At 62.6% G+C, this 26,811-nt stretch carries 30 protein-coding genes; 27 read left to right on the plus strand and 3 right to left on the minus strand.

What is annotated here, in order from left to right:
* Position 1 precedes the first annotated feature (1 nt).
* Both ACFRAU_RS06195 and ACFRAU_RS06200 read right to left on the minus strand, forming a co-directional pair.
* Positions 2–508, minus strand: a complete 507-nt coding sequence (locus tag ACFRAU_RS06195) for an aminoacyl-tRNA deacylase (RefSeq protein WP_377999213.1) — start codon at positions 506–508, stop codon at positions 2–4.
* Between the two features lie 33 nt (positions 509–541).
* Complete coding sequence (locus ACFRAU_RS06200) at positions 542–1,741, minus strand: acetyl-CoA C-acetyltransferase (RefSeq protein ID WP_377999214.1); 1,200 nt, start codon at positions 1,739–1,741, stop codon at positions 542–544.
* A gap of 394 nt (positions 1,742–2,135) precedes the next feature.
* Between ACFRAU_RS06200 and rpoB the strand changes: the two genes are divergently transcribed.
* The 7 genes from rpoB (at position 2,136) to ACFRAU_RS06235 (ending at position 14,796) form a co-directional block, all read left to right on the plus strand.
* Positions 2,136–5,642 (plus strand): DNA-directed RNA polymerase subunit beta, encoded by a 3,507-nt coding sequence (rpoB, locus tag ACFRAU_RS06205; protein WP_377996609.1) that lies wholly within the window; start codon positions 2,136–2,138, stop codon positions 5,640–5,642.
* A gap of 102 nt (positions 5,643–5,744) precedes the next feature.
* A complete protein-coding gene (locus ACFRAU_RS06210; RefSeq protein WP_377997736.1) occupies positions 5,745–9,644 on the plus strand; it encodes a DNA-directed RNA polymerase subunit beta' in 3,900 nt (1,299 codons plus the stop codon).
* Positions 9,645–10,031: 387 nt separating this feature from the next.
* Positions 10,032–10,406: a 30S ribosomal protein S12 gene (rpsL, locus tag ACFRAU_RS06215; protein ID WP_003803830.1), complete on the plus strand. Its 375-nt coding sequence runs from the start codon at positions 10,032–10,034 to the stop codon at positions 10,404–10,406.
* Between the two features lies 1 nt (position 10,407).
* The gene (rpsG, locus tag ACFRAU_RS06220) at positions 10,408–10,878 is read left to right on the plus strand and encodes a 30S ribosomal protein S7 (RefSeq protein WP_003803829.1); all 471 of its coding nucleotides are present in this window, start codon (positions 10,408–10,410) and stop codon (positions 10,876–10,878) included.
* A gap of 69 nt (positions 10,879–10,947) precedes the next feature.
* On the plus strand, positions 10,948–13,062 hold the full coding sequence (gene fusA / locus ACFRAU_RS06225) for an elongation factor G (RefSeq protein ID WP_377997735.1): 2,115 nt from the start codon (positions 10,948–10,950) through the stop codon (positions 13,060–13,062).
* Positions 13,063–13,317: 255 nt separating this feature from the next.
* A complete protein-coding gene (gene tuf, locus ACFRAU_RS06230; RefSeq protein ID WP_102973690.1) occupies positions 13,318–14,508 on the plus strand; it encodes an elongation factor Tu in 1,191 nt (396 codons plus the stop codon).
* 162 nt (positions 14,509–14,670) lie between these two features.
* Entirely contained in the window at positions 14,671–14,796 is a 126-nt protein-coding gene (locus ACFRAU_RS06235) for a hypothetical protein (RefSeq protein ID WP_262982871.1), read from the plus strand.
* A gap of 56 nt (positions 14,797–14,852) precedes the next feature.
* Here the strand turns inward: ACFRAU_RS06235 and ACFRAU_RS06240 are convergent, their stop codons facing one another.
* Positions 14,853–16,313 carry a GH1 family beta-glucosidase gene (locus ACFRAU_RS06240; RefSeq protein WP_377999215.1) on the minus strand — a complete coding sequence of 487 codons (1,461 nt, stop codon included), beginning with the start codon at positions 16,311–16,313 and terminating at the stop codon, positions 14,853–14,855.
* 394 nt (positions 16,314–16,707) lie between these two features.
* On the opposite strand from ACFRAU_RS06240, the gene rpsJ reads away from it, so the two are divergent.
* From rpsJ to rplO, 20 genes are all read left to right on the plus strand, one after another.
* On the plus strand, positions 16,708–17,016 hold the full coding sequence (gene rpsJ, locus ACFRAU_RS06245; RefSeq protein WP_003803825.1) for a 30S ribosomal protein S10: 309 nt from the start codon (positions 16,708–16,710) through the stop codon (positions 17,014–17,016).
* A 17-nt stretch (positions 17,017–17,033) separates the two neighbouring features.
* Positions 17,034–17,684, plus strand: coding sequence for a 50S ribosomal protein L3 (rplC, locus tag ACFRAU_RS06250; protein ID WP_331572353.1), 651 nt, complete (start codon positions 17,034–17,036; stop codon positions 17,682–17,684).
* A 4-nt stretch (positions 17,685–17,688) separates the two neighbouring features.
* Positions 17,689–18,309: a 50S ribosomal protein L4 gene (gene rplD, locus ACFRAU_RS06255; protein WP_377999216.1), complete on the plus strand. Its 621-nt coding sequence runs from the start codon at positions 17,689–17,691 to the stop codon at positions 18,307–18,309.
* Complete coding sequence (gene rplW, locus ACFRAU_RS06260) at positions 18,306–18,611, plus strand: 50S ribosomal protein L23 (RefSeq protein WP_011692807.1); 306 nt, start codon at positions 18,306–18,308, stop codon at positions 18,609–18,611. Before rplD ends, rplW begins: the two co-directional genes overlap by 4 nt.
* A 29-nt stretch (positions 18,612–18,640) precedes the next feature.
* Positions 18,641–19,480, plus strand: coding sequence for a 50S ribosomal protein L2 (gene rplB, locus ACFRAU_RS06265; RefSeq protein WP_003803804.1), 840 nt, complete (start codon positions 18,641–18,643; stop codon positions 19,478–19,480).
* Between the two features lie 12 nt (positions 19,481–19,492).
* Complete coding sequence (rpsS, locus tag ACFRAU_RS06270; protein WP_003803803.1) at positions 19,493–19,774, plus strand: 30S ribosomal protein S19; 282 nt, start codon at positions 19,493–19,495, stop codon at positions 19,772–19,774.
* 38 nt (positions 19,775–19,812) lie between these two features.
* Positions 19,813–20,178, plus strand: a complete 366-nt coding sequence (rplV, locus tag ACFRAU_RS06275; protein ID WP_003803798.1) for a 50S ribosomal protein L22 — start codon at positions 19,813–19,815, stop codon at positions 20,176–20,178.
* Positions 20,179–21,015, plus strand: a complete 837-nt coding sequence (rpsC, locus tag ACFRAU_RS06280; RefSeq protein ID WP_003803796.1) for a 30S ribosomal protein S3 — start codon at positions 20,179–20,181, stop codon at positions 21,013–21,015.
* Entirely contained in the window at positions 21,016–21,432 is a 417-nt protein-coding gene (gene rplP, locus ACFRAU_RS06285) for a 50S ribosomal protein L16 (RefSeq protein WP_102973688.1), read from the plus strand. It begins immediately after the preceding gene.
* 2 nt (positions 21,433–21,434) lie between these two features.
* Positions 21,435–21,764 carry a 50S ribosomal protein L29 gene (gene rpmC / locus ACFRAU_RS06290; protein ID WP_377997731.1) on the plus strand — a complete coding sequence of 110 codons (330 nt, stop codon included), beginning with the start codon at positions 21,435–21,437 and terminating at the stop codon, positions 21,762–21,764.
* A complete protein-coding gene (gene rpsQ / locus ACFRAU_RS06295) occupies positions 21,761–22,066 on the plus strand; it encodes a 30S ribosomal protein S17 (RefSeq protein WP_076801234.1) in 306 nt (101 codons plus the stop codon). Before rpmC ends, rpsQ begins: the two co-directional genes overlap by 4 nt.
* Positions 22,067–22,544: 478 nt before the next feature.
* Positions 22,545–22,913, plus strand: coding sequence for a 50S ribosomal protein L14 (rplN, locus tag ACFRAU_RS06300; RefSeq protein WP_003803789.1), 369 nt, complete (start codon positions 22,545–22,547; stop codon positions 22,911–22,913).
* A 3-nt stretch (positions 22,914–22,916) separates the two neighbouring features.
* On the plus strand, positions 22,917–23,276 hold the full coding sequence (gene rplX / locus ACFRAU_RS06305; protein WP_003803770.1) for a 50S ribosomal protein L24: 360 nt from the start codon (positions 22,917–22,919) through the stop codon (positions 23,274–23,276).
* The gene (rplE, locus tag ACFRAU_RS06310; protein WP_331572343.1) at positions 23,276–23,857 is read left to right on the plus strand and encodes a 50S ribosomal protein L5; all 582 of its coding nucleotides are present in this window, start codon (positions 23,276–23,278) and stop codon (positions 23,855–23,857) included. Before rplX ends, rplE begins: the two co-directional genes overlap by 1 nt.
* Positions 23,858–23,939: 82 nt before the next feature.
* The gene (gene rpsH, locus ACFRAU_RS06315) at positions 23,940–24,338 is read left to right on the plus strand and encodes a 30S ribosomal protein S8 (protein WP_003803767.1); all 399 of its coding nucleotides are present in this window, start codon (positions 23,940–23,942) and stop codon (positions 24,336–24,338) included.
* 18 nt (positions 24,339–24,356) lie between these two features.
* Positions 24,357–24,893, plus strand: a complete 537-nt coding sequence (gene rplF / locus ACFRAU_RS06320) for a 50S ribosomal protein L6 (protein ID WP_377997730.1) — start codon at positions 24,357–24,359, stop codon at positions 24,891–24,893.
* A 2-nt stretch (positions 24,894–24,895) separates the two neighbouring features.
* Positions 24,896–25,279 (plus strand): 50S ribosomal protein L18, encoded by a 384-nt coding sequence (gene rplR, locus ACFRAU_RS06325; RefSeq protein WP_003803763.1) that lies wholly within the window; start codon positions 24,896–24,898, stop codon positions 25,277–25,279.
* On the plus strand, positions 25,276–25,983 hold the full coding sequence (gene rpsE, locus ACFRAU_RS06330) for a 30S ribosomal protein S5 (RefSeq protein ID WP_377999217.1): 708 nt from the start codon (positions 25,276–25,278) through the stop codon (positions 25,981–25,983). The genes rplR and rpsE overlap by 4 nt, the downstream gene beginning before the upstream one ends.
* Positions 25,984–25,986: 3 nt before the next feature.
* Positions 25,987–26,193, plus strand: a complete 207-nt coding sequence (gene rpmD, locus ACFRAU_RS06335) for a 50S ribosomal protein L30 (protein WP_377949446.1) — start codon at positions 25,987–25,989, stop codon at positions 26,191–26,193.
* On the plus strand, positions 26,193–26,678 hold the full coding sequence (rplO, locus tag ACFRAU_RS06340; protein WP_377997729.1) for a 50S ribosomal protein L15: 486 nt from the start codon (positions 26,193–26,195) through the stop codon (positions 26,676–26,678). Before rpmD ends, rplO begins: the two co-directional genes overlap by 1 nt.
* Positions 26,679–26,811: the final 133 nt, after the last annotated feature.

Here is a 26,811-nt window from a genome sequence, read left to right on the forward strand (position 1 = left end):
CCTAGTTGGGTTCGCTGATGTCCGCGAGCACCGCGCCGAGGGCGGAGACCAGGGCGTCGGCATCCACGAAGGCGCTGTAGCCGTGCTGGCCAGCCCCCATGGAAATCCGCTTGCCGGCGATGGCCCGGTCCGCATAGACGGGCCAGGCCGTGGTGCTGCCGAGCGGCGTGATGGTGCCGCGCTCGTAGCCTGTTGCCTCCAGCGCCACGTGGGCCGCAGGGAGCGAGAGCTTGTTGACGCCCACCAGGCTGCGCAGCTTCGGCCAGGAGATCTGCCGGTCGCCCGGGATGAGGGCAAAGAGGAAACTGCCGTCCTTGTGCTTCACCACGAGGGACTTCACGATGTCCGCCGGGCTGATGCCGAGGATCTCAGCTGCCTCCTCGAGGCTGTGGGCCGCCAGCCGCTCGACGATCTGGACGTCCAGGCCGCGCGCAGCCGCGTCGGCGAGGAAACGCTCCCTGCCGTTGCCGCCGGTCCCGTTAGTGCCCGACGCCGGAACGCCGCTCATCCGTCCCCGCCGCTCATCAGTTCCCGCCGCTCATCAGTCGCGGAACAGCAGGAGGGCCTCGCCCTGGCCGCCGCCTCCGCAGAGTGAAACTGCCGCCTTGCCCTGGCCGCGCCGCTTCAGCTCATGCGCCGCGTGGAGTGCCAGCCGTGCTCCGGAGGCGCCGATCGGGTGGCCCAGCGCGATGGCGCCGCCGTGGATGTTGCACTGCTCCAGCGGGTAGTCCAGGTCCTTGAGGGACTGCACGGCCACAGAACCGAACGCCTCGTTGATCTCGATGAAGTCCAGGTCCGCGGTGCTCCAGCCGGCCCGGTCCAGCGCGTTCCGGATGGCGTTGGAGGGCTGCGAGTGCAGGGAGTTGTCCGGCCCGGCCACCTGGCCGGGCTTGCCCACAACAGCAAGGTACTCCAGCCCGTTGTCCTCCGCGAACCTGCGGGAGGTCAGGACCAGGGCGGAGGCGCCGTCGGACAGGGGAGAGGAGTTGCCTGCAGTGATGGTGCCGTCGGTGACGAAGGCTGCACGCAGGCCGGCCAGGGACTCCACCGTGGTGTCCGGCCGGACGCCCTCGTCAGTGGAAACCACCACGGGTTCGCCCCTGCGCTGCTTGACGCTGATCGGCGAGATCTCGTCGTCGAAAACGCCGTTCTTCGACGCGATGGCGGCGCGCTGGTGCGAGTTGGCGGCGACGTTGTCCTGCGCGGTCCGGTCAATGCCCAGCGTCAGGTTCTTGGATTCGGTGGACAGGCCCATCGACTGGCCGTCGAACGCGTCGGTCAGGCCGTCGCGCGCCGCAACATCCAGCGCCTGTACGGTGCCGTAGTTCCAGCCCTGGCGGGAACCGGGGAGAACGTGCGGCGCCCGGGTCATCGACTCCTGGCCGCCGGCGACGACGACGGTGGCGTCGCCGGCACGGATCATCCGCGCCGCGTCGATCACGGCGGTGAGCCCGGACAGGCAGACCTTATTAATGGTCACCGTGGGGACGTTCCAGCCGATGCCCGCGCCGATGGCGCTTTGGCGGGCCGGGTTCTGGCCGGCCCCGGCCTGCAGGACCTGGCCCATGATGACGGCGTCCACCCGGTCGGCTTCCAGTCCGCTCGCCGCGATGGCCGCCTTGATGGCGTGCGCCCCGAGCTCGACGGCGGTGAAGCTCGCCAGTTGCCCGTTCAGCCGGCCCTGCGGGGTACGCGCGCCGGACAGGATGACAACGTCGCTGTTGTCCGCGGAATTGCTCATGGATGTTCGCTTCCGATCTTTTGGTCGATGATTGGCCTAAGGGTATCGTGAGCCCGGTCACCTATCCATTCAAACGCTGGGAAGGCGGGGTGCATTCCGGTTAGGTGCCCGCGGCAACGGTGCTTGCATTCTGCTGGCAAGTGGGGTAGACACGCGTGGGGTTTTGCCGTATCGTAGATATTTGCGTCTTCCCTGTTTACCTTCAGCCTTCATATAGCGGTGGGCTTAGCCTGTTAGCTGTTCCATCAATGTGCCGTGAACAACGTCACCAGCATGGGCAGAACCAGGTCCCGGGTCATATAGCGGAACCGGATGGTAGCACTGCGGAGTCACTCCGCAGGGTGAAAAGCGGGGGAGATCTGAAAACGCCTGAAGGTCTGTGGAAGGATCCCTCTTGGTCGCCTCGAGCACCTCTAATAACGAAACCGCTAACACGGCAAGCACCGATGGTGCGACTCGCCGGCTCTCATTCGCAAAGATTCACGAACCTCTTGACGTTCCGAATCTGCTTGCCCTGCAGACGGACAGCTTCGACTGGCTGGTCGGAAATGAACGCTGGCAGGCCCGCGTTGCGAAGGCCGTCGAAGAAGGCGACCTGAGCGTCGCCACCACCTCCGGTCTTTCCGACATCTTCGAAGAGATCTCCCCGATTGAGGACTTCCAGGGCACCATGTCCCTGAGCTTCTCCGATCCGGAGTTCGCTGACCCGAAGTACACCATGGCTGAATGCAAGGACCGGGACGCTACGTACTCGGCACCGCTGTACGTCAAGGCCGAATTCATGAACAACAACACGGGCGAAATCAAGCAGCAGACCGTGTTCATGGGTGACTTCCCGCTGATGACCGAGAAGGGCACCTTCGTCGTCAACGGCACCGAGCGTGTCGTCGTTTCCCAGCTGGTCCGTTCCCCGGGCGCCTACTTTGAGCGCGCCGCTGACAAGACCAGCGACAAGGACATCTTTACCGCAAAGATCATCCCGTCCCGCGGCGCCTGGTTCGAGCTCGAGATCGACAAGCGCGACCAGGTCGGCGTGCGCCTCGACCGCAAGCGCAAGCAGTCGGTCACGGTGCTGCTGAAGGCCCTCGGCTGGACCGAAGGCCAGATCCTCGAGGAGTTCGGCCAGTACGACTCCATGCGTGCAACGCTGGAGAAGGACGCCACCGAAACCCGCGAAGACGCCCTGCTGGACATCTACCGCAAGCTGCGTCCGGGCGAGCCGCCCACAGTCGAGGCTGCCCAGTCGCTGCTGGACAACCTGTACTTCAACTCCAAGCGCTACGATCTGGCCAAGGTTGGCCGCTACAAGATCAACCGCAAGCTTGGCATCGACCGCTCCCTTGGCGACAAGGAAGCCTCGGTCCTGCACGTTGAAGACATCGTGGCCATGATCAAGTTCCTCGTCGCGCTGCACGCCGGTGAGAAGACCCTCATGGGCAAGCGCGACGGCGAAGACCACGAGCTGCGCGTCGAGATCGACGACATCGACCACTTCGGCAACCGCCGCATCCGCGCCGTCGGCGAGCTCATCGAGAACCAGGTCCGCACCGGCCTGTCCCGCATGGAGCGCGTCGTCCGCGAACGCATGACCACGCAGGACGTCGAGGCCATCACGCCGCAGACCCTGATCAACATCCGTCCCGTGGTGGCAGCCATCAAGGAGTTCTTCGGAACCTCCCAGCTGTCGCAGTTCATGGACCAGAACAACCCGCTCTCGGGTCTAACCCACAAGCGCCGTCTCTCCGCGCTGGGCCCGGGCGGTCTGTCCCGTGACCGTGCAGGCATGGAAGTCCGAGACGTCCACCCGTCCCACTACGGACGTATGTGCCCCATCGAAACCCCTGAAGGCCCGAACATTGGTCTGATCGGTTCGCTGGCGTCCTACGGCCGCATCAACCCGTTCGGTTTCATCGAGACGCCGTACCGTCTGGTCAAGGACGGCGTCGTCTCCGACGACGTCCAGTACCTGACGGCCGACGACGAGGCCGAGGTCCTGATCGCACAGGCCAACGCTCCGCTCGACGAGAACAAGAGCTTCGCCGAGGAGACCGTCCTGGTCCGTGCCCGCGGTGGTGGAGGCGAGCCCGTGCTCGTTCCCGCCGCTGAGGTTCAGTTCATGGACGTTTCCCCGCGCCAGATGGTGTCCGTGGCAACCGCCCTGATCCCGTTCCTCGAGCACGACGACGCCAACCGCGCACTCATGGGTGCCAACATGCAGCGCCAGGCTGTGCCGCTGGTCCGTTCCGAGGCCCCGTTCGTGGGCACCGGCATGGAACGTGCTGCCGCCGTCGACGCCGGCGACGTCACCATCGCCAAGAAGGCCGGTGTGGTCACCGAGGTTTCCGCTGAGCTCGTCATCATGCTCAACGATGACGGTACGGAAACCAACTACCGCATCAACAAGTTCGCCCGCTCCAACCAGGGCAACTGCTACAACAACCGCGTTCTGGTGAACGAAGGCCAGCGCCTGGAAGTTGGCGGCATCATCGCCGACGGCCCGGCAACGGACCAGGGCGAGCTCGCCCTCGGTAAGAACCTGCTCGTGGCATTCATGTCATGGGAAGGCCACAACTTCGAGGATGCCATCATCCTGTCCCAGCGCATCGTGGCAGAGGACGTCCTTTCCTCCATCCACATCGAGGAGCACGAGATCGATGCCCGCGACACCAAGCTTGGTGCCGAGGAAATCACCCGTGACATCCCCAACGTGTCCGAGGAAGTCCTCGCAGGCCTGGACGAGCGCGGCATCATCCACATCGGTGCCGAGGTCGAAGCCGGCGACATCCTGGTCGGAAAGGTCACCCCGAAGGGTGAAACCGAACTGACCCCGGAAGAGCGCCTGCTGCGCGCCATCTTCGGCGAGAAGTCCCGCGAAGTCCGCGACACCTCCCTGAAGGTGCCGCACGGCGAGTCCGGCACCGTCATCGGCGTGCGCGTCTTCGACCGCGACAACGACGACGAGCTGCCGCCGGGCGTCAACCAGCTGGTCCGCGTCTACGTGGCTGCCAAGCGCAAGATCACCGACGGCGACAAGCTCGCCGGCCGCCACGGCAACAAGGGTGTTATCTCCAAGATCCTCCCGATCGAGGACATGCCCTTCCTTGCCGACGGTACCCCCGTTGACATCGTCCTGAACCCGCTGGGTGTTCCGGGCCGTATGAACGTCGGCCAGGTGCTGGAAACGCACCTCGGCTGGGTTGCCAAGACGGGCTGGAAGATCGAAGGCGAGCCGGAGTGGGCCAAGCAGCTGCCGAACCTGCCGCGCGAGAGTGGCCAGACCACTGTTGCAACGCCGGTCTTCGACGGCGCCCGCGAAGAGGAAATCACCGGGCTGCTGGACTCCACCAACCCGACCCGTGACGGCGAACGCCTGATCAACTCCTCGGGCAAGACGCGCCTGTTCGACGGCCGCTCCGGCGAGCCGTTCCCGGATCCGATCTCGGTCGGCTACATGTACATCCTGAAGCTCCACCACCTGGTGGACGACAAGATCCACGCCCGCTCCACCGGACCGTACTCCATGATCACGCAGCAGCCGCTGGGTGGTAAGGCACAGTTCGGTGGCCAGCGCTTCGGTGAAATGGAAGTGTGGGCGCTCGAAGCCTACGGCGCCGCCTACACGCTCCAGGAACTGCTCACGATCAAGTCCGATGACATTCACGGCCGTGTGAAGGTCTACGAGGCGATCGTCAAGGGCGAGAACATCCCTGAGCCGGGTGTTCCCGAATCCTTCAAGGTGTTGATCAAGGAAATGCAGTCGCTGTGCCTGAACGTGGAAGTGCTTTCCACCGACGGAACCACGATTGAAATGCGTGACTCTGATGACGCAGTCTTCACGGCTGCGGAAGAACTGGGCATCGATCTGTCTCGTGCAGAGCCCAGCTCCGTAGAAGAGGTGTAGCAGGGGTCCCGACGGCGGGTGGTGACCACCCGCCGTCGGCCCCCTCCCTCTCCCCGCAAACAAGACTTCAGAATTTAGAGAACAAGAGAGAACAGGGACCATATGTCCAGCGAATCCTCCTTCGGCCTCATGCAGATCGGCCTCGCCACCGCGGAAGACATCCGCGGCTGGTCGTACGGCGAGGTTAAGAAGCCGGAAACCATCAACTACCGCACGCTCAAGCCCGAGAAGGACGGCCTCTTCTGCGAGAAGATCTTCGGCCCGTCCCGTGACTGGGAATGCTACTGCGGCAAGTACAAGCGCGTGCGCTTCAAGGGCATCATCTGTGAGCGGTGTGGCGTTGAGGTCACCCGCGCGAAGGTGCGCCGTGAGCGCATGGGCCACATCGAACTGGCTGCTCCCGTTACCCACATCTGGTACTTCAAGGGTGTTCCGTCCCGCCTGGGCTACCTCCTTGACCTGGCTCCGAAGGACCTCGAAAAGGTCATCTACTTCGCTGCCTACATGATCACCAGCGTCGACGAAGAAAACCGCCACGCGGAACTTCCCAACCTGCAGGTTGAGCATGACGTCGAGAAGAAGCAGCTGATCGACAACCGCGACTCCGACATCGCTGCGATCGCCCGCGACCTTGAGAACGAGCTTGCCCGTCTCGAGGGCGAAGGCGCGAAGGCTGCCGACAAGAAGAAGGCACGCGACTCCGCTGACCGCCAGATGGCGAACGTCCGCAAGCGCGCCGACGCCGAGATCGAGCGCCTCGAGCAGGTCTGGGACCGCTTCAAGAACCTCAAGGTCGCCGACCTTGAAGGTGACGAGGGCCTGTACCGCGAACTGCGTGACCGCTACGGCATGTACTTCGAGGGCTCCATGGGTGCCGAGGCCATCAAGAAGCGCCTTGAGAACTTCGACATGCAGGCCGAGTCCGACAACCTGCGCGACATCATCGCCAACGGCAAGGGCCAGCGCAAGACCCGCGCCCTGAAGCGCCTGAAGGTGGTCAACGCATTCCTGACCACCAACAACAGCCCGCTCGGCATGGTGCTGGACGCTGTCCCGGTGATCCCGCCGGAACTGCGCCCGATGGTCCAGCTGGACGGTGGCCGCTTCGCGACCTCCGACCTCAACGACCTCTACCGCCGCGTGATCAACCGCAACAACCGACTCAAGCGACTGCTTGACCTGGGTGCCCCGGAGATCATCGTCAACAACGAGAAGCGCATGCTTCAGGAAGCTGTTGACAGCCTCTTCGACAACGGCCGCCGCGGCCGTCCCGTCACGGGTCCGGGCAACCGTCCGCTGAAGTCCCTGAGCGACATGCTCAAGGGCAAGCAGGGCCGTTTCCGCCAGAACCTGCTCGGCAAGCGCGTCGACTACTCCGGCCGTTCGGTCATCGTCGTCGGCCCGCAGCTGAAGCTGCACCAGTGTGGCCTGCCCAAGCAGATGGCACTGGAGCTCTTCAAGCCGTTCGTGATGAAGCGCCTGGTTGACCTCAACCACGCGCAGAACATCAAGTCGGCCAAGCGCATGGTCGAGCGCTACCGTCCGCAGGTCTGGGACGTGCTGGAAGAGATCATCACCGAGCACCCGGTGCTGCTCAACCGTGCACCTACCCTGCACCGCCTCGGCATCCAGGCATTCGAGCCGCAGCTTGTTGAAGGCAAGGCCATCCAGCTTCACCCGCTGGTTTGTGGCGCGTTCAACGCTGACTTCGACGGCGACCAGATGGCAGTCCACCTGCCGCTGAGCCCCGAAGCCCAGGCTGAGGCACGCATCCTGATGCTGTCGTCCAACAACATCCTGAAGCCGTCTGACGGCCGTCCGGTGACCCTGCCTTCGCAGGATATGATCATCGGCCTCTACCACCTGACCACCAAGCGTGTCGGTTCAGCTGGTGAGGGCCGGGTCTTCGGTTCGGTGTCCGAGGCCATTATGGCGTTCGACGCACACGAGCTGCACCTGAACTCCCAGGTCAAGATCCGTCTTGAGGGCTTTGTTCCTTACGCCGGCTGGGAAGCTCCGGAAGGCTGGGAGCAGGGTCAGCCCGCACTGGTGGACACCTCGCTGGGCCAGGTTCTCTTCAACGAGACCCTGCCCGAGGACTACCCCTGGGTTGAGGCTGTTGCCGACAAGGGCGAGCTGTCCCGGATCGTCAACGACCTCGCGGAGCGTTACCCGAAGGTTGTCACGGCCGCAACGCTGGACAACCTGAAGGACGCCGGTTTCTACTGGGCCACCCGCTCGGGCGTCACCGTCGCCATCTCCGACATCGAGGTTCCGGAGTCCAAGCCGGCCATCCTTGCCGGTTACGAGGAGCGCGCCGCCAAGATCCAGGGACAGTACGACAAGGGCCTGATCGACGACGACGAGCGTCGCCAGGAACTGATCGAGATCTGGAACAAGGCGACCAACGAGATCGCCCAGGCGATGCGTGACAGCCTGTCGCCGATGAACACCATCAACCGCATGGTGTCCTCCGGCGCACGTGGTAACTGGATGCAGGTGCGCCAGATCGCGGGTATCCGTGGCCTGGTGGCCAACCCGAAGGGTGAAATTATCCCGCGTCCGATCAAGTCCTCCTACCGTGAGGGCCTGTCGGTGCTGGAATACTTCATCGCGACGCACGGTGCGCGTAAGGGTCTTGCCGACACCGCGCTGCGTACCGCCAACTCGGGTTACCTGACCCGTCGTCTGGTGGACGTCTCGCAGGACGTCATTGTCCGTGAAGAGGACTGCGGTACCGAGCGCGGCCTCGTCACCCCGATCGCCGTGGCTGACGCCAACGGTGAGCTGAGCCTGGACGAGAACGTCGAGAACAGCGCCTACGCCCGTACGCTGGCCGTGGACGTCGTCGACTCCAAGGGCAACGTCCTGGCTCCGGCCGGCACCGACTGCGGCGACGTCGTGATCGCTGAGCTGTTCGCAGCCGGCATCACCGAGGTCAAGGTCCGCTCCGTGCTCACCTGTGAGTCCAGCGTCGGAACCTGTGCCCTGTGCTACGGCCGTTCGCTGGCCACCGGCAAGACCGTGGACATCGGCGAAGCCGTGGGCATCATCGCCGCGCAGTCCATCGGTGAACCCGGTACCCAGCTGACCATGCGTACGTTCCACACCGGTGGTGCTGTTTCCGCCAGCGGTGGCGACGACATCACCCAGGGTCTGCCCCGTATCCAGGAGCTCTTCGAAGCCCGTACCCCGAAGGGTGTGGCGCCGATTGCGGAAGCAGCCGGCCGCATCACCATCGAGGAATCCGAGCGCCAGATGCGCCTGGTGATCACTCCGGACGACGGTTCCGAAGAGATCGCCTACCCGGTCCTGCGCCGGTCGCGCCTCCTGATCGAGGACGGCCAGCACGTGACGGTGGGCCAGAAGCTCATCAACGGCCCGGTCGACCCGAAGCAGGTCCTGCGCATCATGGGCCCGCGTGCCGCACAGAAGTTCCTCGTGGACGAAGTGCAGGGCGTGTACCGCAGCCAGGGCATTGGCATCCACGACAAGCACGTGGAAGTCATCGTCCGCCAGATGCTGCGCCGCGTCACGGTCATCGAATCCGGCGACTCCGACCTGCTCCCCGGTGAGCTGGCAGAGCGCAGCCGGTTCGAGGACGCCAACCGCCGCGTTGTATCCGAGGGCAAGACGCCGGCTTCCGGCCGTCCCGAGCTCATGGGTATCACCAAGGCGTCGCTGGCCACCGAGTCCTGGCTGTCCGCAGCTTCCTTCCAGGAGACCACCCGCGTCCTGACGCAGGCGGCCATGGAAGGCAAGAGCGATCCGCTGCTCGGCCTCAAGGAGAACGTCATCATCGGTAAGCTGATCCCGGCCGGCACGGGCCTCCCGCGCTACACCGAGATCACGGTGGAGCCGACTGAAGAAGCAAAGGCCAACCTGTTCACCGGCCCGAGCGCGTTCAGCGACTTCTCCTACGACACGCTGGGCGGCGACGGAGCTCCCGAGTTCCACGCCATCCCGCTGGATGACTACGACCTCGGAAACGACTTCCGCTGACCGAAAGTCTGTAATCCAAGGAAGGACCCCGCACTCGGTGAGTGCGGGGTCCTTCCCGTTTTGGGGCGCGACGACGGCGGCCGGTACCCGCCGTCGTCGTCCGCCCCCTACACCCGATTCAGGCTCCAGATCAAGCCATGCTAGACTTTGTGTAATTGTTCTGTGTGGCAGTGGATGAAGGCCGCCGCAACATCATTTTGGTTTTGTTCTCATGATGTTGGGCGGAGCCTGTTTCCGGGTTGCGGGCTACGTGCGCAACGAATGCCGCACTTTTGCACGCCCACCTGGTTTCGTACCTAGGCCGCAAGGACAACGCCAAAGCTCTCACGCACAGACAGGCTGACGCCTGGCGCGGGGGCAGAGATCAAAAAAACGGAGAACACGAAAGTGCCTACGATTAACCAGCTGGTCCGCAAGGGCCGCACGCCGAAGGTCTCAAAGACCAAGGCTCCCGCGCTTAAGGGCAGCCCGATGCGCCGCGGTGTTTGCACCCGCGTCTACACCACCACCCCGAAGAAGCCGAACTCGGCTCTGCGTAAGGTTGCACGTGTGCGCCTCAACGGTGGTATTGAAGTTACCGCCTACATCCCCGGTGTTGGCCACAACCTCCAGGAGCACTCCATTGTGCTCGTTCGTGGTGGTCGTGTGAAGGACCTCCCCGGTGTCCGCTACAAGATCGTCCGCGGTGCCCTCGATACCCAGGGTGTCAAGAACCGTAAGCAGGCACGCAGCCGCTACGGCGCAAAGATGGAGAAGAAGTAATATGCCTCGCAAGGGTCCGGCCCCGAAGCGGCCGCTCGTATCAGATCCCGTCTACGGCTCCCCGCTGGTCACCCAGCTGATCAACAAGGTGCTGGTTGACGGTAAGAAGTCCACCGCAGAGCGCATCGTTTACGGTGCACTCGAAGGTGCCCGTGCGAAGTCCGGCGGCGATCCCGTTGCAGCCCTCAAGAAGGCCATGGACAACGTCAAGCCTTCCCTCGAGGTCCGCTCCCGCCGTGTCGGTGGCGCCACCTACCAGGTTCCGGTCGAGGTCAAGCCGGGCCGCTCCACCGCCCTCGCCCTGCGTTGGCTGGTCGGCTACTCCAAGGCCCGCCGCGAAAAGACGATGACCGAGCGCCTCCAGAACGAAATCCTGGATGCCTCGAACGGTCTCGGTGCCGCTGTGAAGCGTCGCGAAGACACCCACAAGATGGCCGAGTCCAACAAGGCCTTCGCCCACTACCGCTGGTAAAACTTCCCGGACGCCGCCGGCTCAGACGAGCCGGCGGCGAACGCGTAGTCCATCCGAAAGGGAGACACCGTGGCACAGGACGTGCTTACAGACCTTAGTAAGGTCCGCAACATCGGCATCATGGCCCACATCGATGCCGGCAAGACCACCACAACCGAGCGCATCCTGTTCTACACAGGTGTGAACCACAAGATTGGCGAAACGCACGACGGCGCTTCGACCACTGACTGGATGGAACAGGAAAAGGAACGCGGCATCACCATCACGTCTGCCGCCGTGACCTGCTTCTGGGAGAACAACCAGATCAACATCATCGACACCCCGGGCCACGTGGACTTCACGGTTGAGGTTGAGCGCTCCCTGCGCGTCCTCGACGGTGCAGTTGCCGTCTTCGATGGCAAGGAAGGCGTTGAGCCGCAGTCTGAGACCGTTTGGCGCCAGGCTGACAAGTACAACGTCCCGCGTATCTGCTTCGTCAACAAGATGGACAAGCTCGGCGCTGACTTCTACTTCACCGTAGACACCATCATCAGCCGCCTCGGTGCCAAGCCGCTGGTTATGCAGCTGCCGATCGGTGCCGAGAACGACTTCATCGGCGTCGTTGACCTGCTGTACATGCGTTCGCTCGTATGGCCTGGCGATGCCAAGGGTGACGTCACCATGGGCGCCAAGTACGAAATCCGCGAAATCCCGGAAGACCTCAAGGCCAAGGCCGAGGAATACCGCGCAAACCTCGTGGAAGCCGTCGCAGAGTCCTCTGAAGAACTCATGGAGAAGTACCTCGAAGGTGAAGAAATCACCATCGACGAACTCAAGGCCGGCATCCGCAAGATGACGATCAACTCCGAGATCTACCCGGTATTCTGTGGTTCCGCGTTCAAGAACCGTGGCGTTCAGCCGATGCTCGATGCTGTCGTCGACTACCTGCCGAACCCGCTCGACGTCCCGCCGATGATCGGTCACGATCCCCGCGACGAAGAGAAGGAACTGACCCGCAAGCCTTCTTCCGAAGAGCCGTTCTCTGCACTGGCGTTCAAGATCGCCGCGCACCCGTTCTTCGGCCAGCTCACCTTCGTTCGCGTGTACTCCGGTCACGTGGAAGCAGGCGCGCAGGTGGTTAACTCCACCAAGGGCAAGAAGGAGCGCATCGGCAAGCTGTTCCAGATGCACGCCAACAAGGAAATGCCGGTCGACGGCGCTACCGCGGGCCACATCTACGCAGCCATCGGTCTGAAGGACACCACCACGGGCGACACCCTGTGCGACTCCTCCAACCAGATCGTCCTCGAGTCCATGAGCTTCCCGGAGCCCGTGATCTCGGTTGCCATCGAGCCGAACACCAAGGGTGACCAGGAGAAGCTCTCCACGGCCATCCAGAAGCTCTCCGCTGAGGACCCGACCTTCCAGGTCTCCCTCAACGAAGACACCGGCCAGACCATCATCGCCGGCATGGGCGAGCTCCACCTGGACATCCTGGTGGACCGCATGCGCCGCGAATTCAAGGTCGAGGCAAACGTTGGTAAGCCGCAGGTTGCCTACCGCGAAACCATCAAGCGTGCTGTAGAGCGTCACGACTACACGCACAAGAAGCAGACCGGTGGTTCCGGCCAGTTCGCAAAGATCCAGATTGCGATCGAGCCGATGGACACCTCCGAAGGCGAGCTGTACGAGTTCGAGAACAAGGTCACCGGTGGCCGCGTTCCCCGCGAGTACATCCCGTCGGTCGACGCCGGTATCCAGGATGCGCTGAACGACGGCGTCCTGGCCGGCTACCCGGTTGTGGGCATCAAGGCAACGCTGATTGACGGCGCTTACCACGATGTTGACTCCTCGGAAATGGCGTTCAAGATCGCCGGCCGTATGGCTTTCAAGGAAGCCGCACGCAAGGCGAACCCTGTTCTGCTCGAACCGCTGATGGATGTCGAGGTCCGCACCCCTGAGGAATACATGGGTGAAGTTATCGGTGACCTCAACTCCCGCCGTGGCCAGATGCAGTCCATGGAAGATGCGCAGGGCGTCAAGGTTGTCCGCGCGCACGTTCCGCTGTCCGGCATGTTCGGCTACATCGGTGACCTGCGTTCCAAGACCCAGGGCCGCGCTGTGTACTCCATGACGTTCAACAGCTACGCCGAGGTCCCGAAGGCAGTTGCCGACGAGATCATCCAGAAGTCCCGCGGCGAATAGTCCCCAGGACTGTCCACGCGACAAGCTGCGAAAAACCAGGTGCGTTTCCTCTGCGGAACACACCTAGTGCGGATGGCCGGAACACTGGTTCCGGCCCGGTTCCGGCCATCAGCACGAACAGGCTTTAGGCACTAGTATTAGTTCCTGAATCTGCAATTTCACCAATCCAAAGCCCCCAAGTAGACTTACTGGAGTTTCTGCCGCGATAAGCGCGGTCGAAGGTAAGCCATTTGAAAAACGTTCTAGGAGGAACCTGTGGCAAAGGCAAAGTTCGAGCGGACTAAGCCGCACGTTAACATCGGTACCATCGGTCACGTTGACCACGGTAAGACGACGTTGACGGCCGCCATTTCCAAGGTGCTGTACGACAAGTACCCGACTCTCAACGAGAAGCGTGACTTCGCGTCGATCGACTCTGCTCCGGAAGAGCGTCAGCGCGGCATTACCATCAACATCTCCCACGTTGAGTACCAGACCGAGAAGCGCCACTACGCACACGTAGACGCTCCGGGTCACGCTGACTACATCAAGAACATGATCACCGGTGCTGCTCAGATGGACGGCGCAATCCTCGTGGTTGCCGCTACTGACGGCCCGATGGCTCAGACCCGCGAGCACGTTCTGCTCGCCCGCCAGGTTGGTGTTCCCTACCTGCTGGTCGCGCTGAACAAGGCAGACATGGTTGACGACGAGGAACTCCTCGACCTCGTCGAAATGGAAGTTCGTGAGCTCCTGAGCTCGCAGGGCTTCGATGGCGACGAAGCACCGGTTGTCCGCGTTTCCGGCCTGAAGGCCCTGGAAGGCGACCCCGAGTGGGTCAAGTCCGTTGAGGACCTGATGGCTGCTGTCGACGAGTCCGTTCCGGACCCCGTACGTGACCGCGACAAGCCGTTCCTGATGCCGATCGAAGACGTCTTCACCATCACCGGTCGTGGCACCGTTGTGACGGGTCGCGCCGAGCGCGGTACCCTCGCCATCAACTCTGAGGTCGAGATCGTCGGTATCCGCCCGGTCCAGAAGACCACGGTTACCGGTATCGAGATGTTCCACAAGCAGCTCGACGAAGCATGGGCCGGCGAGAACTGTGGCCTGCTGCTCCGCGGTCTGAAGCGCGACGACGTCGAGCGTGGCCAGGTTGTCGTCAAGCCGGGTTCCATCACCCCGCACACCGACTTCGAGGCCAACGTCTACATCCTGTCCAAGGACGAAGGCGGACGTCACAACCCGTTCTACTCGAACTACCGCCCGCAGTTCTACTTCCGTACCACGGACGTTACCGGCGTTATCACCCTGCCGGAAGGCACGGAAATGGTTATGCCCGGCGACAACACTGAGATGACCGTTGCGCTCATCCAGCCGATCGCTATGGAAGAGGGCCTCGGCTTCGCTATCCGTGAAGGCGGCCGCACCGTTGGTTCGGGACGTGTCACCAAGATCAACAAGTAACTCTTGCTGATCGCGGGCCGGTTACCGGCCTGATCTTCGAAAACAGCCCCGCTGCCCTTGGCAGCGGGGCTGTTTTTGTGTCTGCGGTTCCTGCCTGCGGACCGCGCCTGGTCCCTGATAGGGTTAGTGCTCGCGACAGATCAGCGACAACGAGGGAGCATCATGGGTTGGCTAATTTTCCTGCTGGTGGTTGCCGCCGTGGTGGTGGGCGTGGTTTGGGCGAAAAAGCATTTCCGCCACGAGATTGAGCGTGCCAAACGGATTAACCGGGCGAACAAGAACCAGTAGGCCAACAAGGACCAGTAGATCCGGCGGCCGGTTGCCAGGCGCGGGTTGCCTGGCCCTCAGGCCGTGCGCGACCGTGCCCGGTTCAGTGCCTGAAGCCAATAGAAGGACTTCTTGGGCGTCCGTTTCAGGGTATCGAAGTCCACATGTACGAGGCCGAAACGCTGTGAATACCCGGCGGCCCATTCGAAGTTGTCCATGAACGTCCAGACGAAGTAGCCGAGCAGTTGCACGTCCTGCGCGATGCCGCCGGGCCCAGTGGCGTTGACCGCCTGGTCCAGGTGGTGCGCCAGGTAGTCGATCCGCCCCGAGTCTGCGATAGGGCCGGTCACGTGTTCGGGTTCAGGAAAGCTCGCGCCGCTCTCGGTGATGTACACCGGCGGTAACGCCTCCCTGTATCTGTCCTTGAGCTCCCGTAGCAGGATGCCCAGGTGGTCCGGTGCCACCGGCCACCCGAAGCCCGTGGTGGCGTACTCGGGGAAGGCTGCAAAATGGAACGGCACCCGCGCCATGGCCGGCGCATTGCCTGCCGGGGTGTCCGCCGGTCCTTGGCCTGAGGCGACGCGCACGGGGTAGTAGTAGTTCACCCCGTAGAAGTCGAGCGGTTGGCTGATCAGGCGGAGGTCGTCGTCGGACGTCCGGGACAGAAACCTGAACCAGGGACGCGCGGCAAGCGGCGGGGCAGGATATCGTCCCAGCAGGATGGGATCGGCGTACACACGGTTGAGGACAAGGTCGCAGACCTTGGCCAGCAGCCTGTCCGCCAGCCGCCGGGTGGCAGGGCGTACGGGGGAGTGCAGGTTGGTGACGCCGACGGTCCCGGCCACGCCGGCGGCGCGCAGGGCCTGGACCGCGAGTCCGTGGCCGAGCAGCTGGTGGTGGACCGAAGGCAGCGCCTTGAACAGCAGGTCGCGGCCGGGTGCGTGGACGCCGAGTGCGTAGCCGTTCAGCGTGACGGACACGGGCTCGTTGAGCGTCACCCACTGCGCCACCCGGTCGCCGAGCCGTTTGCCGGCCGCCGCCGCGTATTCTGCGAAGCGTTCGGCCGTAGCGCGGTTCATCCATCCTCCATTGCGCTCAAGCGGAAGGGGAGTGTCCCAGTGGTAGAGCGTGGCCATGGGGGAAATGCCTGCCGCCAGCAGCAGGTCAACCAGCCGGTCATAGAAGTCCAGGCCCCGCGGGTTGGCTGCGCCGTGGCCCTCCGGATGGATCCTGGGCCATGAGATGGAGAAGCGGTAGGAGTCGATGCCGAGCTCGCGCATGAGGGCAACGTCTTCCGGCACGCGGTTATAGTGGTCACAGGCCACCTGCGGCGAGTGCCCGTTGAGGATGTTGCCCGGCGTGGCGGCAAAGGCGTCCCAGCCCGACGGCCCGCGCCCGTCCGCCGCGATGGCGCCTTCGATCTGGAAGGCCGCGGCAGCAACGCCCAGGGTGAAATCCGGGCGCAGGCGTCCGGCGAGGTTTTGAACTGAATCCGGGTTGGCTGCGTCGTTGCCGGCGTCGGCGTTCTGCACGGCCATTTACCCATCATCCATCCGATGATTGCCGGCGGCAATGAGCGTTTGGCCAGCGTGACCGGGCGGCTGAAGGGCCCGATTCGCTTACTCGGATAATTTCCGGCATACTAGATGAGTTGTTCAAGCGCTTTTTCGCGTCCCGATCCGGATAATGCCGGGTGTCAGGGTCCAGGTTGAAGCCCAAACATAACCCAACCCCCAAGGAACTGCGGGCTCGTGCGTTTTGCACAGCGCGACACGCCCGACCGCGGGGGTCGGGTGCGCCGGCAGGTTGAGGAACCCGGATTCATCCGGATTCAGCTTGTGCGGCGGGTGGTAGTTACGACTTCAATTGCTTCGGCAGCCACACAACACGCAAGTAAACAGAGCAGCACTTACTGAAAGAGAGTCAGGCGACATGGCGGGACAAAAAATCCGCATCCGGCTGAAGTCATACGACCACGAGGTCATTGACGTTTCAGCACGGAAGATCGTTGAGACGGTCACGCGCGCAGGCGCAACGGTAGTCGGCCCGGTGCCGCTGCCCACGGAGAAGAACGTGTACTGCGTTATCCGCTCTCCCCACAAGTACAAGGACAGCCGCGAGCACTTTGAAATGCGCACGCACAAGCGTCTGATCGACATCATCGACCCCACGCCCAAGGCTGTTGACTCGCTCATGCGTCTCGACCTGCCGGCCGACGTGAACATCGAAATCAAGCTGTAGGGAGGTGCTGAGAGACTATGACCGCAACCCGTAACGTAAAGGGCCTGCTGGGCACGAAGCTCGGCATGACCCAGGTCTGGGACGAGAACAACAAGCTCATCCCCGTCACTGTTGTCCAGGCTGACTCGAACGTCATCACCCAGCTGCGTAACGCAGAGACTGATGGCTACGTCGCCGTTCAGATCGGCTACGGCCAGATCGATCCCCGCAAGGTCACCAAGCCGCTGGCTGGTCACTTTGAAAAGGCAGGCGTCACGCCTCGCCGTCACGTCGTCGAACTCCGTACCGCAGATGCTGCCGAGTACGAGCTGGGCCAGGAGCTCTCCGTAGAGGTCTTCGAAGCCGGCCAGAAGATCGACGTCGTAGGCACCACCAAGGGTAAGGGCTTCGCCGGTGTTATGAAGCGTCACGGCTTCCACGGCGTTGGAGCTTCCCACGGTGCCCACAAGAACCACCGTAAGCCCGGTTCAATCGGTGGCGCATCCACCCCGAGCCGCGTCTTCAAGGGCATGAAAATGGCCGGCCGCATGGGCGCCGTTCGTCACACCACGCTGAACCTCACGGTCCACGCGGTTGACGTCGAGAAGTCGCTGCTCCTGATCAAGGGCGCCGTTCCCGGTGCCCGCGGCCAGGTCGTACTCGTACGCACCGCCGTGAAGGGAGCCTAGTTCAATGGCTAACACTGTCAAGGTTGACCTGCCTGCAGAGATCTTCGACGTTCAGACCAACGTGCCGCTGCTGCACCAGGTCGTCGTTGCCCAGCTCGCTGCTGCTCGCCAGGGTACCCACAAGACCAAGACCCGCGCCGAAGTTTCCGGTGCAGGCCGCAAGCCGTTCAAGCAGAAGGGTACCGGCCGCGCCCGTCAGGGTTCCATCCGTGCTCCTCACATGACCGGCGGTGGCGTTGTCCACGGTCCCACCCCGCGTGACTACAGCCAGCGGACCCCCAAGAAGATGATTGCTGCTGCCCTGCGCGGCGCACTCTCTGACCGTGCCCGTAACGGCCGCGTCCACGTCGTTTCTGAACTGGTTGCCGGCGACAAGCCGTCCTCCAAGGCAGCACTGGCAGCCCTGCGCGGCGTCTCCGAGCGCAAGAACCTGCTCGTCGTGATTGAGCGTTCCAACGATGTTGCTGCACTGTCCGTGCGCAACCTCCCGGAAGTTCACGTCCTGTACGTGGACCAGCTGAACACCTACGACGTGCTCGTCTCCGACGACGTAGTCTTCACCAAGGCTGCCTACGAAGCATTCGTTGCTGACAAGGCTGCAAAGAACGAGGAGGATGCCAAGTGAGCGCAGCCACCATCAAAGACCCGCGCGACGTTGTGCTTGCACCCGTCGTCTCGGAAAAGAGCTACGGCCTGATCGACGAGGGCAAGTACACCTTCCTGGTGGACCCCCGCTCGAACAAGACCGAGATCAAGCTGGCCGTGGAGAAGATCTTCTCCGTCAAGGTCGAATCGATCAACACCATCAACCGTGCCGGTAAGCGCAAGCGCACCAAATTCGGATGGGGTACCCGCAAGAACACCAAGCGTGCCATTGTGACCCTCAAAGAAGGCACTATCGACATCTTCGGCGGTCCGCTCGCGTAGCGGAGACCACTTTAACGAGGAAATAAATTATGGGAATCCGTAAATACAAGCCGACTACGCCGGGCCGCCGCGGCTCGAGCGTAGCTGACTTCACCGAAATCACGCGGTCGACGCCGGAAAAGTCGTTGGTACGTCCGCTGCCCAAGAAGGGCGGCCGTAACAACACCGGTAAGATCACCACCCGTCACAAGGGTGGTGGACACAAGCGCCAGTACCGTCTGATCGACTTCCGTCGCCACGACAAGGACGGCGTCAACGCCCGCGTTGCCGAAATCGAGTACGATCCGAACCGCACGGCTCGCATCGCCCTCCTGCACTACGTTGATGGCACCAAGCGTTACATCATCGCCCCGAACAAGCTCTCCCAGGGCGACTTCGTGGAAGCCGGCGCCAACGCTGACATCAAGCCTGGCAACAACCTGCCCCTGCGAAACATCCCCGTGGGTACTGTTATCCACGCGGTTGAGCTGCGTCCGGGCGGCGGTGCCAAGATGGCCCGTTCCGCCGGTGCTTCTGTTCAGCTCGTCGCCAAGGAAGGCCGTTTCGCCCAGCTGCGTCTGCCCTCCGGCGAAATCCGCAACGTTGACGTGCGCTGCCGCGCCACGATCGGCGAGGTCGGCAACGCCGAGCAGTCGAACATCAACTGGGGCAAGGCCGGCCGTATGCGGTGGAAGGGCGTTCGCCCGACCGTCCGTGGTGTCGCCATGAACCCGGTTGACCACCCGCACGGTGGTGGTGAAGGTAAGACCTCCGGTGGTCGTCACCCGGTCAACCCGAACGGTAAGCCTGAAGGCCGTACCCGCCGCCCCAACAAAGAGAGCGACAAGCTTATTGTTCGTCGCCGTCGTACTGGCAAGAACAAGCGATAGGAGCCTGGACACATGCCACGCAGCCTGAAAAAAGGTCCTTTCGTTGACCAGCACCTCTTTGTGAAGGTCGCAAGGGAAAACGAAAAGGGCACCAAGAACGTCATCAAGACCTGGTCCCGCCGTTCGATGATCATCCCCGACATGCTCGGGCACACGATCGCCGTGCACGACGGACGCAAGCACATCCCGGTGTTTGTCACCGAGTCGATGGTCGGGCATAAGCTCGGCGAATTCGCTCCCACGCGGACATTCCGCGGCCATGTCAAGGACGACCGTAAGGGCAAGCGCCGCTAGGCGCCTGCACTTACGTCAAAGACGAGAGAAGGAAAGCAATGGAAGCCAAGGCAATTGCGCGCCACATCCGCGTAACGCCTATGAAGGCCCGGCGCGTCGTCAACCTTGTTCGTGGTAAGCAAGCGAACGAGGCTCTGGCAATTCTGAAGTTTGCCCCCCAGGCAGCTTCGGAGCCGGTATTCAAGGTAGTTCAGTCGGCAATCTCCAACGCCCGGGTCCTCGCGGACCGCGACGGTGTTGCGTTTGACGAAGGTGACCTCATCATCAGCGAAGCGTTTGTTGATGAAGGCCCGACCATGAAGCGGTTCCAGCCGCGTGCTCAGGGTCGTGCATTTCAGATCAAGAAGCGCACGAGCCACATCACCGTGGTAGTCGCTACCCCGGAGAAAGAGGAGGCTCGCTAAGTGGGACAGAAAGTAAACCCGCACGGGTTCCGACTCGGCATCACCACCGATCACGTATCGCACTGGTTCGCTGACAGCACCAAGTCCGGCCAGCGGTACAAGGACTTCGTTCGCGAAGACATCCGTATCCGCCAGCTCATGTCCACGGGCATGGAGCGCGCCGGCATCGCCAAGGTTGAGATCGAGCGCACCCGCGACCGTGTCCGCGTGGACATCCACACGGCACGTCCGGGCATCGTCATCGGCCGCCGCGGCGCCGAGGCAGACCGCATCCGTGGCGAGCTCGAAAAGCTCACCGGCAAGCAGGTCCAGCTGAACATCCTCGAGGTCAAGAACCCCGAGATGGAAGCCCAGCTTGTTGCCCAGGGTGTTGCAGAGCAGCTGACTTCCCGCGTGGCATTCCGCCGTGCGATGAAGAAGGCCATGCAGTCCGCACAGCGTGCCGGTGCCAAGGGTATCCGTATCGCTTGCTCGGGCCGTCTGGGTGGCGCAGAAATGTCCCGCTCGGAGTTCTACCGCGAAGGCCGTGTGCCGCTGCACACCCTCCGCGCGAACATCGACTATGGCTTCTACGAAGCCAAGACCACCTTCGGCCGCATCGGCGTGAAGGTCTGGATCTACAAGGGCGACGTCACCTCCAAGGAACTGGCTCAGCAGGCAGCTGCTGCTCCGTCCCGCGGCCGCTCCGGCGACCGTCCGGGCCGCCCGGGTGGCGCTGACCGTGGTGACCGCCGTCGTCGTAACGACCGTCCGGCAGCCGACGCAGCACCTGCTGCTGCAGCTCCGGCAGCCGAGGCAGCAGCTCCGGCACAGGCAGCAGAAGGAGGACAGGCTTAAATGCTTATCCCACGTCGAGTCAAGCACCGTAAGCAGCACCACCCGGGTCGTTCCGGCGCTGCCACGGGCGGTACCAAGGTCTCCTTCGGTGAGTACGGCATCCAGGCCCTGAGCCCGGCATACGTCACGAACCGTCAGATCGAATCTGCCCGTATCGCGATGACCCGCCACATCAAGCGTGGCGGTAAGGTCTGGATCAACATCTACCCGGACCGTCCGCTGACCAAGAAGCCTGCCGAAACCCGCATGGGTTCCGGTAAGGGTTCGCCGGAATGGTGGGTCGCCAACGTCAAGCCGGGCCGGGTTCTCTTTGAACTCTCCGGTGTCAGTGATGAGGTAGCTCGCGAGGCCCTGCGCCTGGCGATCCACAAGCTCCCGTTGAAGGCACGCATTGTGCGTCGCGAAGGTGGTGAATAGAAATGGCAGTTGGGTCAAAGGATCTTGCACCCGCACAGCTGGACGGTTTCGACAACGAGCGTCTCGTTGAGGAACTCCGCAAGTCCAAGGAAGAGCTGTTCAACCTGCGTTTCCAGTCCGCCACCGGACAGCTGGAGAACCACGGTCGTCTGCGCGCGGTAAAGAAGGACATCGCACGCATCTACACCGTTCTCCGTGAGCGCGAGCTGGGCATTCGTGCCGAGGTTGCCGCACCGGTTGTGGAAGCCAAGGAAGAAAAGAAGTCCAAGAAGTCTGCAGCTAAGAAGGCGGAAACGCCGGCCGAGGCTGAGACTGAGGAGGACGCCAAGTGAGTGAAAAGGACGAGAACGTGACGGAAACTGCTACGGCAGCTACGGCTGAGCAGCGCGGTTACCGTAAGACGCGTCGCGGCTACGTGGTCTCTGACAAGATGGACAAGACCATCGTTGTTCAGGTTGAAGACCGCGTGAAGCACGCCCTGTACGGCAAGGTCATCCGCCGCACCTCCAAGGTCAAGGCACACGACGAGCAGAACACCGCCGGCATCGGCGACCTGGTTGTCATCGCCGAGACCCGGCCGCTGTCCGCCACCAAGAACTGGCGGCTCGTGGAAATCCTCGAAAAGGCCAAGTAACATCCGCAGCTTTGCTGCATGGAAACCCCCGTTCCCTTTGGGAGCGGGGGTTTCCCCATTAAGCGGGGGATCGTCCGTCACGCGGCGCAGGTTTTGGGGACGCGTACGACGGCGGCGGCCCGGGTTTGCGGGGGCGTGTCACCGCCGGTGGGCCAAAAGGCCGCCCTGCGTGACGCCGTCGTACGTTGCGGGGGAGTGGCCGCAGGTGATATGGAGCCTGGCCCAAACTATGCTAAGATTTTGAGTTTGTATGGCGCCTGTTGTGCGCCGACAGCAAACCTCGTAAACAATCGTGCCACGGCATAGTGCCCCCTTGCGCCTCCACGGGCTTGGGAAGCAACTGTTTGTGGCACGGGCGTTTAGGCCTGGTCTGGCAAAATCCAGTCAGGTCAAGAGACACCCCGATCAACCGTTCCGCAAGGCTCATTCCGTAGAAAGATTTTCGGTCTGAGAACCGGCGCGACGCAAGGAGTAAATAGTGATTCAGCAGGAGTCGCGACTCAAGGTCGCCGACAACACGGGTGCTAAGGAAATCCTTACCATTCGCGTTCTCGGTGGATCTGGCCGTCGCTACGCAGGCATTGGCGACGTAATCGTCGCAACCGTCAAGGATGCAATTCCGGGCGGCAACGTAAAGAAGGGCGACGTCGTCAAGGCTGTCATCGTCCGTACCAAGAAGGAACGCCGCCGTGCGGATGGTTCCTACATCAAGTTTGACGAGAACGCAGCCGTCATCCTGAAGAACGACGGCGACCCCCGCGGTACCCGTATCTTCGGACCGGTTGGTCGTGAACTCCGTGACAAGAAGTTCATGAAGATCGTTTCTCTGGCTCCGGAGGTGCTCTAGTCCATGGCTAAGATCAAGAAGGGTGACCTGGTTCAGGTCATCACTGGCGCCAAGGCTGAGCGCGGCGGCGACCGTGGCAAGCAGGGCAAGGTTCTGCGCGTGTTCCCGGACACCAACCGCGTGCTGGTTGAGGGTATCAACCGCGTAACCAAGCACACCAAGGTCGGCCAGTCGCAGCGCGGCACCAAGACCGGCGGCATCGAGGTTGTCGAGGCTCCGATCCACGTTTCCAACGTGGCTCTCGTTGACCCGTCCACCAAGAAGCCGACCCGCGTTGGTTTCCGCCTCGACACCGTTGAGAAGGACGGCGTCAAGAAGACCGTCCGCATCCGCGTGGCCAAGAGCTCCGGGAAGGACATCTAATGACTGAGACTCTCGAGACTCCGGCAACGAAGATCGTTCCTCGTCTGAAGACCAAGTACGCCGATTCCATCAAGAGCTCGCTTCTTGAGGAATTCAAGTACGAGAACGTGAACCAGGTTCCCCGTCTGGTCAAGGTTGTAGTGAACATGGGTGTTGGAGATGCCGCCAAGGACTCCAAACTGATCGACGGCGCTGTCCGCGACCTCACCCTGATCACCGGCCAGAAGCCGCAGGTCACCAAGGCCCGCAAGTCGATCGCCCAGTTCAAGCTGCGCGAAGGCATGCCCATTGGTGCACACGCAACCCTGCGCGGCGACCGCATGTGGGAATTCGTGGACCGTCTGGTCACGCTGGCCCTGCCCCGTATCCGCGACTTCCGCGGCCTCAGCGGCAAGCAGTTTGATGGCAACGGCAACTACACCTTCGGTCTGACCGAGCAGGTTATGTTCCACGAGATCGACCAGGACTCCATCGACCGCACCCGCGGTATGGACATCACGGTTGTGACCACCGCCAAGACCGACGACGAAGGCCGCGCGCTGCTCAAGGCGCTTGGTTTCCCGTTCAAAACCGAAGCTTAATTAACTACGTAAAAGGTCCGGCCGCTCTGGTTCCACTGGGACAGAACGGCGGAAACCGTTACGAGGAAGGGCAAGTGCCCAAATGACTATGACAGATCCTGTCGCAGATATGCTTACGCGCCTGCGTAACGCAAACTCGGCATACCACGATTCAGTCTCCATGCCTTACAGCAAGCTCAAGGCTCGTGTTGCTGACATCCTCAAGGCCGAAGGTTTTATCGCCGGCTGGAAGGAAGAGGACGCTGAAGTCGGCAAGAAGCTGACCATCGACCTCAAGTTCGGTCCGAACCGCGAGCGTTCAATCGCGGGTGTCCGTCGCATCTCCAAGCCGGGTCTCCGCGTTTACGCGAAGTCCACCAACCTGCCGCACGTGCTGGGTGGCCTGGGTATCGCAATTCTGTCCACCTCTTCCGGCCTCCTGACTGACAAGCAGGCCGGCAAGAAGGGCGTGGGCGGCGAAGTCCTCGCTTACGTCTGGTAACGGGAAAGGAAGAGAATAATGTCACGTATTGGACGTCTCCCCATCACCGTTCCTGCCGGCGTTGAGGTCAAGGTTGACGGCTCTGTCGTCAGCGTCAAGGGTTCCAAGGGCGAGCTGACCCACACTGTGGCCAGCCCGATCGAGGTTGCGCTGGAAGACAGCACCCTGACCGTCACCCGCCCGAACGACGAGCGGGCCTCCCGTTCGCTCCACGGCCTGACCCGCACCCTGATCGCCAACATGATCCAGGGCGTCACCGCAGGCTACGAGAAGAAGCTCGAAATCGTCGGTACCGGTTACCGCGTTCAGGCCAAGGGTTCTGACCTTGAGTTCGCTCTGGGCTACAGCCACCCGGTCAACGTTGCGGCTCCGGCTGGCATCACCTTTGCAGTAGAGGGTCCGACCAAGCTCTCTGTCTCAGGCATCAACAAGCAGCAGGTCGGCGAGGTTGCTGCCAACATTCGCAAGCTGCGCAAGCCTGACCCGTACAAGGGCAAGGGCATCCGCTACGCGGGCGAAGTCATCCGCCGCAAGGTCGGAAAGGCTGGTAAGTAACCATGGCCATCGCCATTAACAAGAAGCGTACGAACAAGAGCAAGTCTGCTTCGCGCAGCCGCCGCCAACTTCGTATCCGCAAGCGCATTTCCGGAACGGCTGTACGTCCTCGCCTGGTCGTCAACCGCTCCGCACGCCACGTATTTGTCCAGGTTGTCGACGACACCATTGGCCAGACCGTAGCGAGCGCGTCCACTCTGGAAGCTGACCTTCGTGCATTCGACGGTGACAAGACCGCCAAGGCCAAGCGCGTTGGCGAGCTCGTCGCCGAGCGTGCCAAGGCTGCCGGCGTCGAAGCCGTCGTTTTCGACCGTGGTGGTAACAAGTACCACGGCCGGATCGCCGCCGTCGCTGACGGTGCACGCGAAGGTGGGCTGTCACTGTGACCGAAGCAAACAAGGAAAAGGACACTGTGTCTGCAGAAGAGAAGGCGACCGAAGCCGCAGCTGCTGAGACCACTGCTCCCGCAACCGAGGACCGCCGTGGTGGCGCCCGTCGCGGCGAGCGTGGCCAGGGCCGCGGCGACCGCGGTGGCCGTGGCGGCCGCGATGGCGGACGTGAAGCCGAGAAGAACCAGTTCATCGAGCGCGTTGTAACCATCAACCGCGTTTCCAAGGTCGTCAAGGGTGGTCGTCGCTTCAGCTTCACCGCACTCGTCGTCGTTGGTGACGGTAACGGTCTGGTCGGCGTCGGTTACGGCAAGGCCAAGGAAGTTCCCGCGGCTATCGCCAAGGGCGTTGAAGAGGCCAAGAAGTCCTTCTTCCGCGTTCCCCGCGTTGGCAACTCCATCCCTCACCGCGTTCAGGGTGAAGCGGCTGCAGGCGTCGTAATGCTGCGTCCGGCTTCCGCCGGTACCGGTGTTATCGCCGGTGGTCCGGTCCGTGCAGTACTGGAGTGCGTGGGCATCCACGACATCCTCTCCAAGTCGCTCGGTTCCTCCAACGCCATCAACATCGTTCACGCGACCGTTGATGCCCTGAAGCGCCTCGAAGAGCCGGCAGCCGTGGCAGCACGCCGTGGCCTGCCGCTTGACGAGATCGCTCCGCCGGCACTGGTGAAGGCTCTGATGAACCAGAAGGCAGGGGTCTAAGTCATGGCTAAGAACCTGATTCCCTCCGACGCCAAGTTGGAGATCACCCAGATTAAGGGCGTCATTGGCGCCAAGCAGAACCAGCGCGACACCCTGCGGTCCCTCGGCCTGAAGCGGATCGGACACACCGTTGTCCGCACCGCCGACGCCGTGACCGTGGGAATGCTCAACACGGTTCCGCACCTCGTGAATGTTGAGGAGGCGAAGTAATGGCAGAGAAGAACACGTCCGAGACCGCAGCTGCTGAGAAGCAGAGCGCTCTGAAGGTTCACCACCTGCGTCCCGCCCCGGGTGCCAAGACCGCCAAGACCCGTGTTGGTCGTGGTGAAGGCTCCAAGGGTAAGACCGCCGGTCGCGGTACCAAGGGTACGAAGGCCCGCTACCAGGTAAAGGCTGGCTTTGCTGGCGGCCAGCTGCCGCTGCACATGCGCCTGCCGAAGCTGCGCGGCTTCAAGAACCCGTTCCGGGTTGAGTTCCAGGTTGTGAACCTGGAGAAGCTCAACGAGCTGTTCCCGGAAGGTGGCACCGTCACCGTGGAGAACCTGGTCGAAAAGGGTGCCGTTCGCAAGAACCAGCCCGTGAAGGTGCTTGGCACCGGCGACATCACCGTCAAGGTTGACGTCACCGTCCACGCATTCTCGGCCAGCGCCGCTGAAAAGATCGCTGCCGCCGGCGGAAGCACCACCGCGCTCTAAGGGATTCTGTCCCGGAGCCGGTGGGCATTAGCCTGCTGCGCAAACTCCCGGCACGGGGGCCGAGGCCCCTGTGCCGGGAGTTTTTTCATACCTATTGGGTCTTCCGGATTGTTCGCATGCCGCAAACACCGGT

Source organism: Arthrobacter sp. NPDC056691 (assembly GCF_042791415.1).
GTDB lineage: Bacteria > Actinomycetota > Actinomycetes > Actinomycetales > Micrococcaceae > Arthrobacter.

Coding starts and splice junctions, on each gene's coding strand:
- rpmC (WP_377997731.1), top strand. CDS start 21,435: ATGGCAGTTGGGTCAAAGGATCTTGCACCCGCACAGCTGGACGGTTTC.
- rpsS (WP_003803803.1), top strand. CDS start 19,493: ATGCCACGCAGCCTGAAAAAAGGTCCTTTCGTTGACCAGCACCTCTTT.
- ACFRAU_RS06200 (WP_377999214.1), bottom strand. CDS start 1,741: ATGAGCAATTCCGCGGACAACAGCGACGTTGTCATCCTGTCCGGCGCG.
- rplD (WP_377999216.1), top strand. CDS start 17,689: ATGGCTAACACTGTCAAGGTTGACCTGCCTGCAGAGATCTTCGACGTT.
- rpmD (WP_377949446.1), top strand. CDS start 25,987: ATGGCTAAGAACCTGATTCCCTCCGACGCCAAGTTGGAGATCACCCAG.
- rplR (WP_003803763.1), top strand. CDS start 24,896: ATGGCCATCGCCATTAACAAGAAGCGTACGAACAAGAGCAAGTCTGCT.
- rplC (WP_331572353.1), top strand. CDS start 17,034: ATGACCGCAACCCGTAACGTAAAGGGCCTGCTGGGCACGAAGCTCGGC.
- rpsJ (WP_003803825.1), top strand. CDS start 16,708: ATGGCGGGACAAAAAATCCGCATCCGGCTGAAGTCATACGACCACGAG.
- ACFRAU_RS06240 (WP_377999215.1), bottom strand. CDS start 16,313: ATGGCCGTGCAGAACGCCGACGCCGGCAACGACGCAGCCAACCCGGAT.
- ACFRAU_RS06235 (WP_262982871.1), top strand. CDS start 14,671: ATGGGTTGGCTAATTTTCCTGCTGGTGGTTGCCGCCGTGGTGGTGGGC.
- rpsG (WP_003803829.1), top strand. CDS start 10,408: ATGCCTCGCAAGGGTCCGGCCCCGAAGCGGCCGCTCGTATCAGATCCC.
- rplF (WP_377997730.1), top strand. CDS start 24,357: ATGTCACGTATTGGACGTCTCCCCATCACCGTTCCTGCCGGCGTTGAG.
- rpsH (WP_003803767.1), top strand. CDS start 23,940: ATGACTATGACAGATCCTGTCGCAGATATGCTTACGCGCCTGCGTAAC.
- ACFRAU_RS06195 (WP_377999213.1), bottom strand. CDS start 508: ATGAGCGGCGTTCCGGCGTCGGGCACTAACGGGACCGGCGGCAACGGC.
- rplX (WP_003803770.1), top strand. CDS start 22,917: ATGGCTAAGATCAAGAAGGGTGACCTGGTTCAGGTCATCACTGGCGCC.
- rplB (WP_003803804.1), top strand. CDS start 18,641: ATGGGAATCCGTAAATACAAGCCGACTACGCCGGGCCGCCGCGGCTCG.
- rplE (WP_331572343.1), top strand. CDS start 23,276: ATGACTGAGACTCTCGAGACTCCGGCAACGAAGATCGTTCCTCGTCTG.
- rplP (WP_102973688.1), top strand. CDS start 21,016: ATGCTTATCCCACGTCGAGTCAAGCACCGTAAGCAGCACCACCCGGGT.
- ACFRAU_RS06210 (WP_377997736.1), top strand. CDS start 5,745: ATGTCCAGCGAATCCTCCTTCGGCCTCATGCAGATCGGCCTCGCCACC.
- rplO (WP_377997729.1), top strand. CDS start 26,193: ATGGCAGAGAAGAACACGTCCGAGACCGCAGCTGCTGAGAAGCAGAGC.
- rplV (WP_003803798.1), top strand. CDS start 19,813: ATGGAAGCCAAGGCAATTGCGCGCCACATCCGCGTAACGCCTATGAAG.